Consider the following 15,972-nt stretch of genomic DNA (forward strand, 5'->3'; position numbering starts at 1 on the left):
CGCGGGCCCTACTGGATTTGAGCGGTATTGGCTGACAGATCGCAGTGAATGCCCTAAAACCATGACGAACCATTTTAATTGAAAGGCCCGGATAACCTCCGGGCCTTGTTCTGCAAAAGGAGCGTCTTCATGGCAAAGGTTGCATTCATCGGTCTGGGTGTCATGGGATACCCGATGGCTGGCTACCTGAAAACCAAGGGCGGCCACGAAGTTACCGTCTACAACCGCACGACGGCAAAGGCGGAAAAATGGGTGGCCGAATATGGCGGAAGCCACGCCCAAACGCCGAAGGAAGCCGCCGAAGGCTGCGACTTTGTTTTCTCCTGCGTCGGCAATGACGAAGACCTGCGCTCCGTCACCACAGGTCCGGACGGTGCTTTTCACGGCCTGAAGGAAGGCGCGATTTTCGTCGACAACACGACCGCCTCCGCCGAAGTCGCCCACGAGCTCTGCGCCGCGGCCAGGGAAAAAGGCTGCGGTTTCATCGATGCGCCGGTGTCCGGCGGCCAGGCCGGCGCCGAAAACGGCGTTCTCACGGTGATGTGCGGCGGCGATCAGGATGTCTTCGACAAGGCCAGGCCGGTGATCGAGTGTTTTGCGAAATCCGTCGGCCTGATGGGGGAAGCGGCGCTGGCCAATTGACCAAGATGGTCAATCAGATCTGCATTGCCGGGCTGGTTCAGGGCCTCTCCGAAGCCATCCATTTCGCCAAGAAGGCGGATCTCGATGTCGAGAAAGTCATATCCGCAATCAGTGGCGGTGCCGCCCAATCCTGGCAGATGGAAAACCGCTGGGAGACCATGACCAACGGCAAGTTCGACTATGGCTTCGCCGTCGACTGGATGCGCAAGGATCTCGGCATTTGCCTCAAGACCGCGAATGATACCGGTGCCCGTCTGCCGGTGACGGCTCTGGTCGATCAGTTCTACGCCGAGGTCCAGGCCATGGGCGGCAAACGCTGGGACACCTCCAGTCTCATTGCCCGACTGGAGCATGCCGACAGAAAGTAGCATTGGCATGTCTGCGCAGGAACCGAGCCAGGAATGGTCGGCCGCCGCGGTGCTTGCCGAGTTGCAGGTTTCCGGGTCGCAAGAGAACCGCGCCGGCATGGCGCGGTTCGGCATCGATGCATCCAGCGCGTTCGGCGTTCCCATGTCGGTCCTCAGGCCCCTTGCCCGCAGGATCGGCATGTCGCCGCAACTGGCAGACGAACTCTGGGAAACCGGCCGACACGAAGCCCGGCTGCTCGCCATCCTACTGACGCCGCCCGAATCCCTGGCTCCCGATCGTGCAATGGCCTGGATGGAGGATATCCGTTCCTGGGACCTTTGCGATCAGTTCGCCAACGTGCTTGCCAGGCGCCCGGGCTCGGATCAACTGGTGCCGGTTCTGGTTGCCGATGAGCGGGAATTCGTCCGCCGAGCGGGCTTCGCCCTCATGGCCTGGCGTGCGGTTCATGCCAAGACTGTACCGGACACCGAGTTCCTGAATTATCTCAACCTGATACGAGCGCAGTCTACCGATGAGCGAAACTTCGTCTGGAAAGCCGTTCACTGGGCGCTGAGACAGATCGGCAAACGCTCCGCCGCGTTGCATGACCCTGCGCTCGACCTTTCCCGGCAACTCTGCGAATCTCAGAACAAGACGTCCCGCAGGATCGGTAGAGAAGCGCAAAAAGAGCTTTCGTCAGAGAAGGTCCTGACCCGGCTGAAAAAGCTGCCGGAGCCGTAGGCCACTCTATTGTTGCCCTGCTGCTTCCCTGGCGATTGCGTCGAGCAATGCGTTGACGTCCGCAATGGCCGTCCGGGACGTGTCCGATCCAGTCTCGGCGAGTTTACGGAAACCGACCGTTACCTTGCCCGGAGCATCTGCGGTCTCATAGACGAACAGCGTGTAAGGACAGTAGGCGATATTCGCCGGGTCGGCTTCCATCGCCTTCCTCGACAGGTTGGCCGAGCAGAACAGCATCGCCTGGGCGTTGGCGAAGACCTGCTTCTTCCCACCCACGTCTTGCGCTGTACGTTCCAGCATATCGCCGATATGCGAGACATAGTCGATGACAAGACCGCGATTGACGATGGCGTTTTCAAGTTCAAAGCGGATATCGTCGAATGCCGCGGACGCCTCGTAGGCCGTTACCCCTTCGGGCACGGACTGAGCAGCGGAGATCGCAGTTCCGCAGATCAGTATGCCGGCGGCTGCGGCAACGGTCTGAACACTTTTCCTCAGTTCTATCCACATGTGACGTCCTCCCAACAAAACCGAGGAGCAGATTACGCTGCTCCTCGCGTGGACGCCATTGATACATCTCAAACTTTGAATATTTCCGTCCGGCGGGCCGTCCTTACACCTCAACCTCAACCATGCCGATCGGATTGGAGCAGCAGGCCAGGATGTAACCGGCTTCGACGTCGTCATCACTGATGCCGCCGGAATGAACCATATGCACGTCTCCGGCAAGCTTCTTCACCTTGCACGTGCCGCAGACGCCAAAGGTGCAGCCTGAGGGAATATTGAGACCGGCGTTCTTTGCGACCGCCAGAACGGTGTCGGTTTGCGTACACCAGGCGGATACCTTCGAATTGGCGAAAACGATCTGCGCCTGGATGTCGTCCTGCGGCACGAGGTCGTCGAATTCGGTGAGTTCTTCCCGCGTTTCGGCAGGTGCCTGGAAGCTTTCCTGATGGTAGCGTTCCATATCGAAGCCAAGCGCGTTCAAAATCTCGCGCACGGCGTTCATGAACCCCTCCGGCCCGCAGCAATAGACGTCCCGCTCAAGGTAGTCGTTGCACATCAGACCCAGCATCAGCTGATTGAAGTGGCCCCGATAGCCGGTCCAGACCTCATAGGGATCATTCCTGCTGACGACGAAATGCAGCTGCAGGCCGTTCACCCGGCTGGCCATGTATTCCAGCTTCTTGCGGAAGATCAGCTCAACGGGCCGGTTGGCGCACTGGATGAAGCAGATGTCCGGATCCTCGCCCCGCTCGAAAAGGGTCGTGGCCATGGACATCATCGGAGTGACGCCCGAGCCTGCCGAGATGAAGAGATACTTGCCGTCCGGACTGGGCGGCAAATGGAAAAGACCGGCCGGCCCGTAGGCCTTGATCCGCATGCCCGGAATCAGGTGGTCCAGCATCCAGCGCGTACCGATACTGTCCTGCTGAGCCCTTACGGTGACGGAAAGATAGGCGTTCGACACCGGCGACGAAGAGATGGTGTAGGTTCGCTGCACGTTGCCGCCCGGAACCGGCAGATCCAGCGTGATGAACTGGCCGGCTCTGTAAACGAAGGTCGCTCCGGAGGGCGGCCGAAAGACGAATGTCTTGACATCCGGCGCTTCCGGCAACACGCCGACACACTCCAGGGTCTCGCTGTCGTTCCACACGGGCGTGTCACGCCCAGGCATAGGAATCATTTGTCTACTCCGCCGCTACGCGGAACCGGCCTAGAAGGCTGTTTTCCAGCGTGCGGGTATACCAGTCGATGAATTGAATGACGCCGCTCTCCTGCGCCGTGGAATATGGCCCCGGCTGATAAGCGGGTGAGTTGATGCCGATCTGGTTCTCTTCCACGATCCGACGGTCTTCGTCATTGGTGGCGATCCAGACTTCCGTCAGGCGCTGCAGGTTGTAGTCAGCGTCCGCTTCGGCATCCTTGTGGACCAGCCACGTGGTGGTGACTTCCGTCTCCTGCGGCCCGACGGGAATCACACGGAACGTCAGCACATGGTCCGACAGGAAGTGGTTCCAGGTGTTCGGGTAGTGAAAGAACAGGCAGGAACCGGCATTGTCGAACGGAATGGACCCGATTTTCTTGGATACGGCCGCCTTGCCGTCCATGGTGTAGCTGACCGCATCTCCGAGGAACGGAATACGGACAAAGCGCCACTGCTCGGAAGGCGAGACCAGGTATTTCGATGGCAACCCCGCTTGTTCGCAGCGTTCCACATGGGCTTTACCGTGATTGGATGCAGCGGTGTCCCCTCCGCCGATTAGATTTGGGTCGTCCGGGAATGTGCGGCAGAGCGAAGGATGCGATCCGGAGCAGTGATAGCACTCGCGATTGTTCTCGAGCACCAGCTTCCAATTGGCCTTTTCGGTGATGGTCGACTGGTAGGCCACTTTGAGGTTGCCCAGATCGTGAGGGCCGAGATAGCGCGCGGCCTGCTTCTGCAGGTCGGAGGCATCCGGCGCAACAGCGGCAAGACAGATGAACACCATGCCGGCAACGTTCAGGCAATGCACTGGCTTGAGGCCGTGATCGGCGGGCTTGAACTCCGGGCCCATTTCCCGCGCCCAGAGCAGCTTGCCGTCGAGTTCATATGTCCACTGATGATAGGGGCAGACCAGCTTTGGCGCCGATCCCTTGGCACTGGAGCAGATACGGCTGCCCCTGTGCCGGCACGAATTGTGAAAGGCACGAATCTCACCGTCTGAGCCGCGGACGATAATCACGGGATAAGCGCCGACCTGAAGGGTGATGTAGTTACCCGACTTCGGAATCTCTGCCGAAGGCACGGCAAAAATCCATTCCTTCTGCCAGAGGTTTTTCATATCTGCCTGAAAAACGTCGGCGTCCGTGTAGAAGGCCTGCGGCAGGGAATATCCGGCCCTGCGGCCCATCAACAAGGAGAGAACGTCTGCGTCGCTGAGCATGGTGACAGATCCTATCCGGCCGCTCCCATGCGGCTCGTTTCTTGATTGGATTTAGTCCCTCACGGGCGTCCCACCGTTGCGCAAAAACGGCACGTGCTTATTCAGGTAAGACAGAGGCTCAAAAATGCGGACGCAGTGCAGCAATTCTCGGCAGAGCAGGCACTGAATTGCACGAGACGCGGGATCGCCGTTTCGCTTTCGACCCGAATTCGAGCCGAAATTTTCTCTTCAAATGAGCGACTCGGCGGTCCGGAGAGATCAAGCTTCGGATCGCTTCTTTTCCGGCGTCACATACGCAAGAGGCAAGGCTGTGGTGTGCTTGATTTGCTCCATCGCGAAGGTGGTCGACACGTCTGAGATATCTATCTTCGAAATCAGCTTCTTGTAAAACGCATCATAGGCGTCGATGTCGGGAACGGCAACGCGGAGCAGGTAATCGACCTGCCCTGCCATGCGATAAAACTCGACCACTTCGGGAAATTCCCTGATCACATCGGCAAATTTCTTCAGCCAGTCTTCGGAATGCTGATTGGTCGTGATCGCCACGAAGGCCGTCACCTTCGCGTTCACCTTCGCCGGATCCAGCAAGGCCACCCGCCCGGTGATAACGCCGTCTTCTTCCATCTTCTGGATCCGACGCCAGCAGGGCGTGGTCGACAGGCCGACACGGCGGCCTATTTCGGCGACCGGCACTGTGCAGTCCTCTTGCAGGATAGACAGGATACGGCGGTCAATACGATCGATCATGAGCGAAATCCATTGGTTGGCGGCAGACTTCGCTGTGCAGTCCGGCCAAGCACCTTGGGAAATGATTTCCCCTGACTATCAAAATAGGTATCTGAGTTTCAACAATTTTGTCAATTCGCCCGGAATTGAGAATTTTTTCGAATACCGGCCTTTGCTAGCGCGAGCCTAGACCAGCCGGGCGACCTCCCGCCGCAGCACCGGCAGCAATTCCGCTTCGAACCAGGGATTTTTCTTCAGCCACACATTGTTGCGCCAGGAAGGGTGCGGAAGCGGCAGGACAGCCGGCTTGCCCGGTTCCGGTTCCGCATGGAGATAGCTTCGCCAGCCGGCAACGGTTTCCGTCAGGGTTTTCTTGCGTTCCGACCCCAGATGATACGCCTGCGCATACTGGCCGATCACCAGGATGAGTTCGATCTGCGGCATCGCGGCAAAAACGCGATCATGCCAGATCTTCCGGCATTCGGGCCTCGGCGGCAGGTCTCCGCCTTTCGCGTCCAGTCCGGGAAAACAGAATCCCATCGGCACGATGGCAAGTTGTGCCGGATCGTAGAAGACGTCCTTGCCGATTCCCATCCAGTCCCTGAGGCGGTCGCCCGACGGGTCGGTAAAGGGCTGCCCGCTTTGATGCACCCGCGTTCCAGGCGCCTGCCCGCAAACACAGATTCGTGCCGTGGGAGACACCTGCAGAACCGGCCGGGGAGCATGCGGCAGTGGTGACTTCTCGGGATTGTCGAGGCATGCCCGGCATCTGCGGACATCGGCCACTAGTGTTTCGAGATCTTCGTATTTCTTCATTTCGGACAGCAATGGCAATCCAACCGTCATTCGTTTCTGGCTCATGTGATGGACCGTAAATAGTGACGGCTTGCATGAATTCCAGCTCGGCCCGGCCGGTTAACGTTTCGCTTACCACGATCCTGAGGACGATCTTAAGGAATAGTGAGTCAGTTTTGGACAACACGCAGCAACGCAATAACCAAAACAAGACCCTCCGGGCGGCTAATGGGATCACTTGCGCCAGAAACCGGCGACGAAAAACTCGCCATAAACGAGCAGCGGGCCATGCGGCGGCGCGAGGTGGCGCGCTCGGTCAGCGATGTGCGCAGCCGCCTCGGCGCGCCGGAAAACCGTCATACGACCTTCGACTTGGAACGCCGGCATCTCTTTGCCGACACGCGCATCAATGCGGCCTATGCCGTGCCTCTGCTCGCCCTGATCGTTGCCGCCATTTCGGTGCTCTGGGTCAGCCCCCTGTTCATCGGCGCATGGTTTGCCGTCACGCTCTGCACCCACTTCACGATGGTGGTGACCAGCCATTCCTACGAGAAAGCTCCTTCCGATCAGAAGGCCCGGATCCACTGGCGCAAGCGGTTCACGATCGGCGAGTTCTTCTATGGCTGCAGCTGGGCATCGTTTTTCCTCTTGCCCAAGACCGCGGAGGCCGGCGACGGGTTCGTGATCTTCCATTTCGCCACGCTGCTGATCGTGGTTGCGATGAATACAATGCAGTCGGCAACGCTGCCAAAATGTCTTCTGGCCAGCACGTTGCCCATGACCATCGTCGTCACCTTCAATTTCCTGCAGCAGATCGATCCGATCCACTACACGCTCGCGGCCATGGCCATCGGCGCCCAGGGGTTCTTCTTCATTCTCGGCAACCAGCTCTTGAAAAACGCTAATACCATGCTGGAATACCGCGCCGATAAGGATCACCTGATTGCCGAACTGGAAACCGCCAACGCCATGTCGGACGAAGCCCGCAGGCGCGCGGAAGCCGCCAACATGGCCAAATCCCGCTTTCTGGCAACCATGAGCCACGAGTTGCGCACCCCGCTCAACGCCATCCTCGGTTTCTCCGAAATCATGAAGGACGAAGTGCTCGGCGCAATGCACAACAGCAATTACCGCTCCTATTCCGAGGACATCCACGGCTCCGGACAGCATCTTCTCAACCTGATCAACGAAATTCTCGATCTGTCCAGGATCGAGGCCGGCCGTCATGAATTGAACGAAGAGGCGCTGTATCTGGACGACGTCGTCGAAGAATGCGGCACGATGATGAAGGTGCGTGCCAACGCAAAGTCCATTTCACTGCATCATACCCATGAGCAGGATTTGCCAAGGGTCTGGGCGGACGAACGCGCCCTGCGTCAGGTGGTGCTGAACCTCATGTCCAATGCGGTCAAATTCACGCCCGTGGGCGGTGAGGTCTGGATCAAGGTGGGGCCGACCTCGGACGGCGGGCAATATGTCTCCATCAAGGACACGGGACCGGGAATTCCGGAAGACGAAATTCCGACCGTCCTGGAAGCATTCGGCCAGGGGTCCCATGCGATCAAGACTGCGGAGCCGGGCACCGGCCTCGGCCTGTCGATCGTCCAGGCCCTCGTCAGCATGCATGACGGCGAATTCACGCTGAAGTCGAAACCGGACGAGGGTACCGAAGTCATCGTTGCCCTGCCGCGGGCCAGGATCATGAATTATTCGCCGGATATCGTCTGGGCCGACCCGCAGGACGATACTCCCGGCCGCCGGGACCGCAAGGCACGCTCGGCCTGACAGCCCATTGTCACTCCGATTTGCCGGAAACCCCGGCATCGGCGAAAGTAGCCATTCCGGAATGCATTTCGGCCGCGGCCTTGGCAATGCCGGCCGCGAGCGCCGCGCCGGAGCCTTCTCCAAGGCGCATGCCGAAATCGAACAGGGCCTCCTTGTCCATGTGCTCCAGAACCTTCGCGTGCGCCTGCTCGGCAGAGACGTGCGAAAACAGGCAGTGGTCCAGCCCGGACGGATCCATCGCATAGACCACCGCCGCAGCCGCCGTCGTCACGAAGCCGTCGACGATCACCGGAACCCGCTGCAGCCGCGCGGCAATGATGAGCCCCGCCATGGCGGCGATTTCGCGTCCGCCAATTCTCCGCAGGATCTCGAGAGGATCCTTTTCACCGCTCACGCGCGCGACAGCCTTTTCGACTGCGTCCCGCTTGCGGGCAAGCCCTTCATCGTCCACACCGGTTCCGCGGCCGACCCAGTGCTCCGCGTTGCCGCCGAAAAGGCCATTGATCACCGCCGCGGCAACCGTCGTGTTGCCGATCCCCATTTCCCCCAGGCAGATCAGATCGATGCCGCCGGCGAGCGCTTCCATGCCATAGGCCATGGTCGCGGCACAGTTGGCTTCGTCCATGGCATCTTCCCGCGTGATACTGGGGGTCGGCATGTCCACGGCAAGGTCAAACACTTTGAGGCCGACATCGTAGGCGCGGCAGATCTGGTTGATCGCCGCACCGCCGGCAGAAAAATTGTCGACCATCTGCCGGTTGACGTCGCTGGGAAAAGCGGACACGCCTTCGTCGGCCACCCCGTGCGCCGTGGCGAAAACAGCCACCATTGGGCGGGTGATCCTGGGAGGCGCCTGTCCGGACCATGCGGCCAGCCACTCCGCAATCTCTTCCAGGCGCCCCAGGGAACCGGCCGGCTTCGTCAGCTGTGCGTCGCGGGCCTTTACCTTCTCAACCGCCGCCTCATCCGGCCCGGGCATCGATTTCACCAGATTGCGGATGTCTTCGAAGGGGAGCGCGGTATCTGAAAGGGCCATGGTCGGGATTCCCGGTCTTGGGGCCGGTATCGCAACCGGCCGCTTGGTCTCGCTAAGGCGCTGATCTATAACGGCACATTGCCAAGCACAAGCGCAGGAACGGCCTGATGAGCTCAGAATTCGACCAACGTCCTGATTTCGAGACCAAATCCGCTCCGGACAAAATTTGGGACCAATTCAATAGCCTGGGAAAGGATCTCTGCGGCCTGGCCGCAGAAACGGCCGCCTGCGTGCGATTCTTTTCGCGCCTTGCCTTGCCGAAGATCAACCGTGTAGACGATCTCACAGCACCACCGGATTTCACGCGCATCTCCAGGGCGGCTCCCTTTGCCGGCTTCGTCATCGCCCTCCCCGCGGCTGCACTCGGCGTGTTTCTCGGGTTTACGGAATTGCCGTCGCTGGCAGTCGCGACGATCATCACCGGTTTCCTTGCTGCGACGACGGGAGCCCTGCATGAGGACGGCCTCGGCGACGTTGCCGACGGTTTCTTCGGCGGCGCAACCCGCGAAAGGCGCCTGGAAATCATGAAGGACAGTCGTATCGGCGCCTTCGGAGCGCTGACGCTCATCATCACCGTTGCGCTGCGCATTTCGTTGCTGGCCGCCCTCTGGCAGCGGTTCAGCCCGGCCGATGCGGCGCTGTTGTTCCTGGGCGGTGAAGCGCTCAGCCGCGCCCTGCTGGTGTGGCAATGGCATTCGCTCCCGCTCGCCCGCCCGAATGGACTGGCAGCCAAATTCGGCAAGCCGGGTCGGAAAATCGTGCAGCAGGCACTTGTCTTCGCAATTCCACTCTTGGTTCCGGCGGCGCTGCTTCTGTCCCTGCCCGCGCTTTCCCTTGCCCTTCTGCTGGCAGCCGGTGCCGCTTATGCAACGGGCCGTCTCGCCCTTGCCAAAATCGGCGGCATCACCGGCGATGTGCTGGGTGCGACGCAGCAGTTCAGCGGGCTTGGCTTTCTCATCGGATTGCTTATGGTACCTTGAGATTTGGCCGTTGGATCGCAAGATCCGTTTTGGGGTGGATAATGCCAATTGCAATGAGGTCACGGAGCTCTGTTGCCCGCATGCTCGTCGTTCTGACGGCTGTTTTTTCACTTCTCGGCGCCTGTTCCAGCCGACCTGATGTCGGGGCCCTCGCCCTCAACAACACGCCGGCTGAGGGTGCCAGGGTTCATGACGTGCTGATCGTGACCACCCGTGAGCGGGACGACCGACCGGACACCTATTTCAACGGTGAGCGTGCGGGAAAGACCAACTACGCTGCGGCCAGCGTATCGGTACCACCTTCCCATGTTCCCGGTGCGATCGAATGGCCGGGGTCCCTTCCCGGCGATCCAGCGAAGGATTTTGTCGCCCGCGACGCAAGCTATCTCGCAGACAGAACCGCTTACCAGAGCCGCCTCAACCAGGAACTGCGGGAGCGCTCGCGCGGGCAAAGGGAAGTTTTCCTGTTCATCCACGGCTTTAACACGCTCTTTGCCGAAGGCCTCTACCGGTTTACGCAATTCAGCCATGACGCCGGTTACGCCGGCGTACCGGTGCTGTTCACCTGGGCGTCCCGCGGCAAGATCCAGGATTACCTTTACGATCTCAACAGCGCTGCAATTGCCCGCGACGCACTGGAACAGACGCTGACTGATCTGGCCGCGAGCGACGCGGAGGAGATCACCATCCTCGCCCATTCCATGGGAAACTGGCTGCTGATGGAAACCATCCGACAGATGCCGGCCTCCGAGCGACGGAAACTCCAGCCCAGGATCAAGCGGATCATAATGGCGGCACCCGACATCGACATAGATCTTTTCAAGGCCAGCATGAAGAAACTTGGCACGCCGAAAAAGCCGTTTGTCGTGGTCGTATCAAAGGACGACCGGGCCCTGCGGGCCTCCCGTGCCTTGTCAGGCGGTGTCGAGCGCCTTGGCGCGTTTTCCAATGATGAAGAACTGACCGAGCTCGGCGCCGTCGTGATCGATCTGACCGAGGTGCATTCGGCGGATGCCACCCATCACTCGAAATTCGCGGCTCTCGCGGAGTTTTCGCCCGAACTTCAACAGGCGCTTGCACATCGGAGCCTGACGAGCCACTCCAGCATCGATGGCCCGAACGATCTCGGCCAGGATCTCGGCGGGTTCGTCGGCAATGCCGCCCAGACGGCAATCACGCTGCCTATCCGGATCATTGCCGCACCGGTCACATTGGCAAGAGGAGGCACCTGACAAATGTTATGCACTCGCACGTTCGTGCCATTTTTTGTCTTGGCAAAACCATATTCTATGGCCATATCGCTTGCATGAAGTCACCCTGCGTCAATATCTGCCTGATCGACCCGGAAACCGGAATTTGCACCGGCTGCCTGCGCACGCTTGACGAAATTGCAGGCTGGGCAGGCTACAGCGATCGGAAGCGTGACGAAGTCATGTCCGATCTGAAATACCGCCGCGCCCGGACCGGCGGGACAGGTGGCCACTGATGGGCGGGCCGAGATATTTGCGCGCGCTGGTCGTCGTGCTGCTGGTGACCATCATGGGCGCAATGGTGTTCTACTATTTCTTTGGCGATCCGACCGACCCGTCGAATGTCAATTTCGATGACACCGGCCCGCGGATAGTTGCGCTGGCCTCCCTCGCCTTCGTGTTTCTGGCAAGTTTCATCTTCGGCCAGCCGAAGGTCCGTGAAATCGTCCAGGGAACCCTGTTCTGGGGCGGCCTGTGCGCGCTCCTGGTGATCGGGTATACCTACCGCACCGACCTGGTGCAGGCCGGATACCGCGTTCTCGGCGCGCTTGCACCCGGACTTGCGGTCTCACAGCAGGATGGCTCGATTCTGATTGTCCGGGACGCAACCGGTCACTTCGTCGTGGACGGGCGAACCAACGGCGCCCGGACGCAGTTCCTGCTCGATACGGGTGCCAGCGCCGTCGTCCTGACCTTCGAGGACGCCCGCCGGGCCGGATACGACCTTCGGGACCTGACCTTTACGGTTCCGGTTTCCACGGCAAACGGCCGCACGCTGGTGGCGCCCGTGCGGATCAACTCCATTACCATCGGCGACCACACCTTGCGGGATGTCCGTGGATTTGTCGCCCGGCAAGGCTCACTCGACGGCAGCCTTCTGGGCATGACGGCTCTCGACCGTCTTCGGAGCTGGCGCATCGAAGGTGACAGACTGATCATCACCCCATGACCTGCCGCCAGAATCCGTACCTTTGAGCGGTTCGTGATTATTCGGCCGCTGCCACTTCAAACCCGGCCGGGCTGACGGCTGCCAGGGCTTTTTCGACGACTTCCAGCCCCGCCCCCGGCTTTATCGCCTCCACGGTCAGGATCCGCCGCCAGGAACGCGCTCCAGGACGTCCGTGAAACAGGCCCAGCATGTGCCGGGTCATATGGGCAAGCTTAACGCCCTTGCCGAGCTGGTCTTCCAGGTAGCCCATGTGACGCGTTACGGCCTCCCACGGCGAGACATCCGGGGCAGCATCTCCATAGATACGCCGGTCGACCTCCTCCAGGATCTGGGGCGTATGATAGGCGGCGCGGCCGAACATGAGGCCGTCGAGTGTTTCCAGGAAAGGCGCCGCCTGCTCAAGCGATTGCAGGCCGCCATTCAGTCCGACGAACCTGTCCGGGAACCGCTGCTTCAACCGCACGACGCGGCCGTAATCCAGCGGTGGAACATCCCGGTTCTCTTTCGGGCTCAGCCCCTGCAGCCACGCCTTGCGGGCGTGAACCCACAGCGCGTCCGCTCCGGCCGCAAAGACCGCATCGGCCATCCTGTCCAGCGCCTCCTCGGGATCCTGGTCATCCACCCCGATCCGGCATTTGACGGTAACCGGGATGTCGACCGCCTCCTTCATGGCGGCAACGCAGGAGGCTACAAGATCCGGCTCCTGCATCAGGCAGGCCCCGAAGCGGCCGGACTGAACCCGGTCCGACGGACAGCCGACATTAATGTTGACCTCGTCATAACCGAACCCGGCGACGATCCTCGCCGCCTCCGCCATCTCCGCAGGGTCCGACCCGCCGAGCTGACAGGCAATCGGGTGCTCGACGTCGGAAAAACCGATGAGATGTTGCCGGTCGCCATGGATCACGGCGCCCGTCGTGACCATTTCCGTATATAGCAGCGCATGACGCGACAACTGCCGGTGAAGGACACGGCAATGCCTGTCCGTCCAGTCCATCATCGGCGCGACAGCGAACTTGTGTACTTGATAGTTCTTCATTTCTCAGTCGATTCAAGGAGCTGAAGACGAACGTTCATGGATCACATTGGACCGGTTTCGGCTCGGTGGATCCCTTTGATCCCTCGATATATATGTAGCGAACGCGCTGGATAGCAGCAATGGCCGCTTTTCAAAAGCTCTCTTCCGGCAACCGGCGCGCTCTGATACGCCGCAAGAGCAGCTGCGCATCGTTTCGCCGCCGCAGGGACGTTGAACAGTGGCCGCTTGAAAAGGAGTACCGACTTGGGTGCGCGCCGACCTTGAGGGTCTCAGCCTGCAACGGCGGTCGCGAAGATCAGCGCGAGCTGCAGCACCACAATTGTCGCAGCGGTGAGCAGGCCGACGTGGTGGATGGCGGCGAGTTTGCCCAGACCGTCGCGAACGACCGAAATGTCGCCGTCCGCGGGATAGTTCTTCACGGCATCTATCCGGGAAAAGAGCTGGCTGAGAATATAGCCGAGGCCGACAACCAGAACGGCAAGCACGATGAGCGTCACCCACGCGAAGCCGCGCTGCCACGCCTGGAGCAATAGGAAAACCAGGCCGGCGCCCATGGTGATCATCATCGTGGGCGGCAGCAGCCTGATCAGGCGGTTCAGTGTGGCGTGAATCGTCCGGGCCACATCGTCACTGATCCGCGACGTCATCGGATCCCGCATCATCGGCCATACCGGTTTCTCGATATAGGAGAGCGTCAGAAAGATGCCACAGGCAAAGGAGAAGCAGACTGTGGCGAGAGTCGATATTAGGATGGTCATGAGTGCAACTCCTGTGATCGTTCAAGGTGGTGCGGACGCGAAGACAACTGGTGCTGCTGCCAGTCCCTTCGCCCGCGGCCACGCACCTCCTCACCGAGCCCGGATGAAGAGGCATGACGTGATGAAGCCCGTCAGCTGACTGCAACGCGCGACACTGCCTGGCGGCGCGGCCGCGGAAGTGTACGGACGCAGAGCAAGCCAAGACGTCGCCTTGGAGGGCGCGGTGGCCTGGCAGGTCACCGTTGGCGGCTCAGGCGTCGCCGTTGCGGCGATCGCCAGGCAGTGGGTACCGCAATGCCAGCGTGTCAGAGGTCAGGGCATTCTCTTGCAGGAACGCCCGTACCTTCGGCTCGATCTTCGGGCGCGCTATTGCCGAGAACCGCTGGACGAGGCCCGCGACGCTGCAGACCGTACACAGGTGAACGAGCTCGACGGCCGTCCAGTGGTCGATCGCGGGCTGAATAAAGCGCCGCGGCGTGGTGAGCGGCGACTGGCCCGAGAGCCATGCCATCGCCAGCGCCGCGCGCTCCTTTTCAGTGAACGACGTTGTGTCAGGATGCCACCCCTTGGCTGCACCGAAACAGTGGCGGATGCGGTCGATCGACCCTGGATCTTCGCTGGCGGCCCGGTGCGCCAGCCATCCTTCGACCGCGGCGAGATAATCGTTTCCCCGGGCGATCGCCGAAACCCGTGCCATAAGGTGCTTGAGTTCGGAGGGCACCGGCGAGTGGGCGCGGTTCTGCATCATCTCCGCATAGAACAGCGCGTGGCGCGCGCGCAGGTGTTCGGGCCAGAGTTCGATCCACGCCGGCAACAGTCCCAGTTCACGCTTCGCGTAGGCCTCGACCCCACCTGCGCTCCGAACGATCGCGTCGTACTTGGCGACCATATCCTCAGCCGAGGGGCCGCCCTCCGGCACGTCGTGGTCGAGATTGTTCGAGGCACGGTTCCGGCTGACACCGTGCCGACCGGGGTGGATACCCGCCTTTTCCTCGGATTGCTTCGCCCAGGCGGCCTCAATGTCGACACCAGTGAGATCATTGAACGTGTTGAGGAAGCCGAAGGCCGACGCGATCATCGCCGCACCCATCAGATTGGCTTCCGCACCTTCCCGGGAGACCCGTGCGTTGTCCGCGAGCTGTCGCACGCGCTCAATATGCCTCTCGGTCACCGTGTTGGTGGTTGCCGCTGCGGTAAGATCCGCGAGCGCGGCCTCAAAGGGTCCGATGGGCGAGTCGTCGGGTGCATCTCCCTCGCGTGCCGCCTCGATCAACTTCGGTATGCCGAGCGACTGCTCGCCGCCGGCGGAAGTCATGTGCACCTGGCAATAGTTGCAGCCGGACGCCTCTGACGTAGAGAAGCCTGTCGCCATCATTACGGGCTCGCCAAGGATCTTCTGGCCCATGCCGATGGCACCGACATTGTGAGCATAGACAAACAGCTTGTAGCTCTCGGGCCAATGATGCTGGTAGTAGAAGCAGTTCGGCCAGAAGCCGAAGAAACTCTTGTAGAAGCGCAGGATCGCCCACTGCTCAGGGTCGCTCGAATGCGTCCCGTCGCTCTCAGGGATTTGGTCCTTGAGGACGATGTCCTGAGAGCCTTGCGAAAGTTCCTCGTCCGAGAATGCGTCCACATCGATCGGCTCATCGGCCGCGGCGACGAGAGGCACAAGGCGATCGGCCGCATCGAGAGCGATCAGGTCGCGCGAGCCGTTGATGTGGAGACTGCCGGCAAACGCCTGAGGAACGGTCATAACACCGGAAAGATAGATGCTGAGATCGGCGGTTCGTTTCGACGCGGAAACGTCATGCTCGCCATACCCCAGGCCGGCCCGCGCCAGCGTCTCCTTGCTCCGCGCGCAGTATTGGCAATTCGGCCTGGTAAACAGTTGCAGTTTGTCATCCATTTTTGGTCCTCCGTTGGCGCGTCTCACTGCACAAGGAATACGACTGGACAATCGGACCGGAAACAGACCATTCTTGAACGCGTTGTTCGG

At 60.6% G+C, this 15,972-nt stretch carries 15 protein-coding genes and 1 pseudogene; 7 read left to right on the plus strand and 9 right to left on the minus strand.

Annotated elements, in window-relative coordinates; translation table 11 throughout:
- Positions 1-129: 129 nt before the first annotated feature.
- Together ON753_RS11665 and ON753_RS11670 are read left to right on the plus strand one after the other, a co-directional pair.
- A pseudogene (locus ON753_RS11665) lies at positions 130-1,010 on the plus strand (NAD(P)-dependent oxidoreductase).
- 7 nt (positions 1,011-1,017) lie between these two features.
- Positions 1,018-1,731, plus strand: a complete 714-nt coding sequence (locus ON753_RS11670; protein WP_265962689.1) for a DNA alkylation repair protein — start codon at positions 1,018-1,020, stop codon at positions 1,729-1,731.
- 6 nt (positions 1,732-1,737) lie between these two features.
- Here ON753_RS11670 and ON753_RS11675 read toward each other — a convergent pair whose 3' ends face one another.
- From ON753_RS11675 to ON753_RS11695, 5 genes are all read right to left on the minus strand, one after another.
- Positions 1,738-2,241 (minus strand): DUF302 domain-containing protein, encoded by a 504-nt coding sequence (locus ON753_RS11675; RefSeq protein WP_265962691.1) that lies wholly within the window; start codon positions 2,239-2,241, stop codon positions 1,738-1,740.
- A gap of 103 nt (positions 2,242-2,344) precedes the next feature.
- Entirely contained in the window at positions 2,345-3,418 is a 1,074-nt protein-coding gene (locus ON753_RS11680; protein ID WP_265962693.1) for an FAD-binding oxidoreductase, read from the minus strand.
- Positions 3,419-3,422: 4 nt separating this feature from the next.
- On the minus strand, positions 3,423-4,658 hold the full coding sequence (locus ON753_RS11685) for an aromatic ring-hydroxylating oxygenase subunit alpha (RefSeq protein WP_265962695.1): 1,236 nt from the start codon (positions 4,656-4,658) through the stop codon (positions 3,423-3,425).
- A 258-nt stretch (positions 4,659-4,916) separates the two neighbouring features.
- Entirely contained in the window at positions 4,917-5,402 is a 486-nt protein-coding gene (locus ON753_RS11690) for an Lrp/AsnC family transcriptional regulator (protein ID WP_265967135.1), read from the minus strand.
- Positions 5,403-5,570: 168 nt separating this feature from the next.
- Positions 5,571-6,245: a uracil-DNA glycosylase family protein gene (locus tag ON753_RS11695; protein WP_265962696.1), complete on the minus strand. Its 675-nt coding sequence runs from the start codon at positions 6,243-6,245 to the stop codon at positions 5,571-5,573.
- 162 nt (positions 6,246-6,407) lie between these two features.
- On the opposite strand from ON753_RS11695, the gene ON753_RS11700 reads away from it, so the two are divergent.
- A complete protein-coding gene (locus ON753_RS11700) occupies positions 6,408-7,964 on the plus strand; it encodes a sensor histidine kinase (RefSeq protein WP_265962698.1) in 1,557 nt (518 codons plus the stop codon).
- Positions 7,965-7,974: 10 nt separating this feature from the next.
- Here the strand turns inward: ON753_RS11700 and cobT are convergent, their stop codons facing one another.
- Positions 7,975-9,000: a nicotinate-nucleotide--dimethylbenzimidazole phosphoribosyltransferase gene (gene cobT, locus ON753_RS11705; RefSeq protein WP_265962701.1), complete on the minus strand. Its 1,026-nt coding sequence runs from the start codon at positions 8,998-9,000 to the stop codon at positions 7,975-7,977.
- 230 nt (positions 9,001-9,230) lie between these two features.
- Between cobT and ON753_RS11710 the strand changes: the two genes are divergently transcribed.
- The 4 genes from ON753_RS11710 (at position 9,231) to ON753_RS11725 (ending at position 12,179) form a co-directional block, all read left to right on the plus strand.
- The gene (locus ON753_RS11710; RefSeq protein ID WP_265962702.1) at positions 9,231-9,980 is read left to right on the plus strand and encodes an adenosylcobinamide-GDP ribazoletransferase; all 750 of its coding nucleotides are present in this window, start codon (positions 9,231-9,233) and stop codon (positions 9,978-9,980) included.
- A gap of 80 nt (positions 9,981-10,060) precedes the next feature.
- A complete protein-coding gene (locus ON753_RS11715) occupies positions 10,061-11,212 on the plus strand; it encodes an alpha/beta hydrolase (protein ID WP_265962703.1) in 1,152 nt (383 codons plus the stop codon).
- 74 nt (positions 11,213-11,286) lie between these two features.
- On the plus strand, positions 11,287-11,466 hold the full coding sequence (locus ON753_RS11720; RefSeq protein WP_265962704.1) for a DUF1289 domain-containing protein: 180 nt from the start codon (positions 11,287-11,289) through the stop codon (positions 11,464-11,466).
- Entirely contained in the window at positions 11,466-12,179 is a 714-nt protein-coding gene (locus ON753_RS11725) for a retropepsin-like aspartic protease family protein (protein WP_265962705.1), read from the plus strand. The genes ON753_RS11720 and ON753_RS11725 overlap by 1 nt, the downstream gene beginning before the upstream one ends.
- 37 nt (positions 12,180-12,216) lie before the next feature.
- Here ON753_RS11725 and dusA read toward each other — a convergent pair whose 3' ends face one another.
- The 3 genes from dusA to ON753_RS11740 all read right to left on the minus strand — a co-directional run bounded on the left by dusA (position 12,217) and on the right by ON753_RS11740 (position 15,882).
- Positions 12,217-13,218 carry a tRNA dihydrouridine(20/20a) synthase DusA gene (dusA, locus tag ON753_RS11730; protein WP_265962706.1) on the minus strand — a complete coding sequence of 334 codons (1,002 nt, stop codon included), beginning with the start codon at positions 13,216-13,218 and terminating at the stop codon, positions 12,217-12,219.
- Between the two features lie 269 nt (positions 13,219-13,487).
- The gene (locus tag ON753_RS11735) at positions 13,488-13,976 is read right to left on the minus strand and encodes a hypothetical protein (protein ID WP_265962708.1); all 489 of its coding nucleotides are present in this window, start codon (positions 13,974-13,976) and stop codon (positions 13,488-13,490) included.
- Positions 13,977-14,226: 250 nt separating this feature from the next.
- Positions 14,227-15,882: a glutaredoxin domain-containing protein gene (locus tag ON753_RS11740; protein WP_265962710.1), complete on the minus strand. Its 1,656-nt coding sequence runs from the start codon at positions 15,880-15,882 to the stop codon at positions 14,227-14,229.
- Positions 15,883-15,972 lie beyond the last annotated feature (90 nt).

Origin of the sequence: Roseibium salinum, assembly GCF_026240905.1 — a bacterium.
GTDB classification, from domain to species: Bacteria; Pseudomonadota; Alphaproteobacteria; order Rhizobiales; family Stappiaceae; genus Roseibium; species Roseibium salinum.

Bases quoted from the DNA above. Each gene is read 5' to 3' on its own strand.
- ON753_RS11670 (WP_265962689.1), top strand. From the start codon at position 1,018: ATGTCTGCGCAGGAACCGAGCCAGGAATGGTCGGCCGCCGCGGTGCTT.
- ON753_RS11675 (WP_265962691.1), bottom strand. From the start codon at position 2,241: ATGTGGATAGAACTGAGGAAAAGTGTTCAGACCGTTGCCGCAGCCGCC.
- ON753_RS11680 (WP_265962693.1), bottom strand. From the start codon at position 3,418: ATGATTCCTATGCCTGGGCGTGACACGCCCGTGTGGAACGACAGCGAG.
- ON753_RS11685 (WP_265962695.1), bottom strand. From the start codon at position 4,658: ATGCTCAGCGACGCAGACGTTCTCTCCTTGTTGATGGGCCGCAGGGCC.
- ON753_RS11695 (WP_265962696.1), bottom strand. From the start codon at position 6,245: ATGAGCCAGAAACGAATGACGGTTGGATTGCCATTGCTGTCCGAAATG.
- ON753_RS11700 (WP_265962698.1), top strand. From the start codon at position 6,408: ATGGGATCACTTGCGCCAGAAACCGGCGACGAAAAACTCGCCATAAAC.
- cobT (WP_265962701.1), bottom strand. From the start codon at position 9,000: ATGGCCCTTTCAGATACCGCGCTCCCCTTCGAAGACATCCGCAATCTG.
- ON753_RS11715 (WP_265962703.1), top strand. From the start codon at position 10,061: ATGCTCGTCGTTCTGACGGCTGTTTTTTCACTTCTCGGCGCCTGTTCC.
- ON753_RS11720 (WP_265962704.1), top strand. From the start codon at position 11,287: ATGAAGTCACCCTGCGTCAATATCTGCCTGATCGACCCGGAAACCGGA.
- ON753_RS11725 (WP_265962705.1), top strand. From the start codon at position 11,466: ATGGGCGGGCCGAGATATTTGCGCGCGCTGGTCGTCGTGCTGCTGGTG.
- dusA (WP_265962706.1), bottom strand. From the start codon at position 13,218: ATGAAGAACTATCAAGTACACAAGTTCGCTGTCGCGCCGATGATGGAC.
- ON753_RS11735 (WP_265962708.1), bottom strand. From the start codon at position 13,976: ATGACCATCCTAATATCGACTCTCGCCACAGTCTGCTTCTCCTTTGCC.
- ON753_RS11740 (WP_265962710.1), bottom strand. From the start codon at position 15,882: ATGGATGACAAACTGCAACTGTTTACCAGGCCGAATTGCCAATACTGC.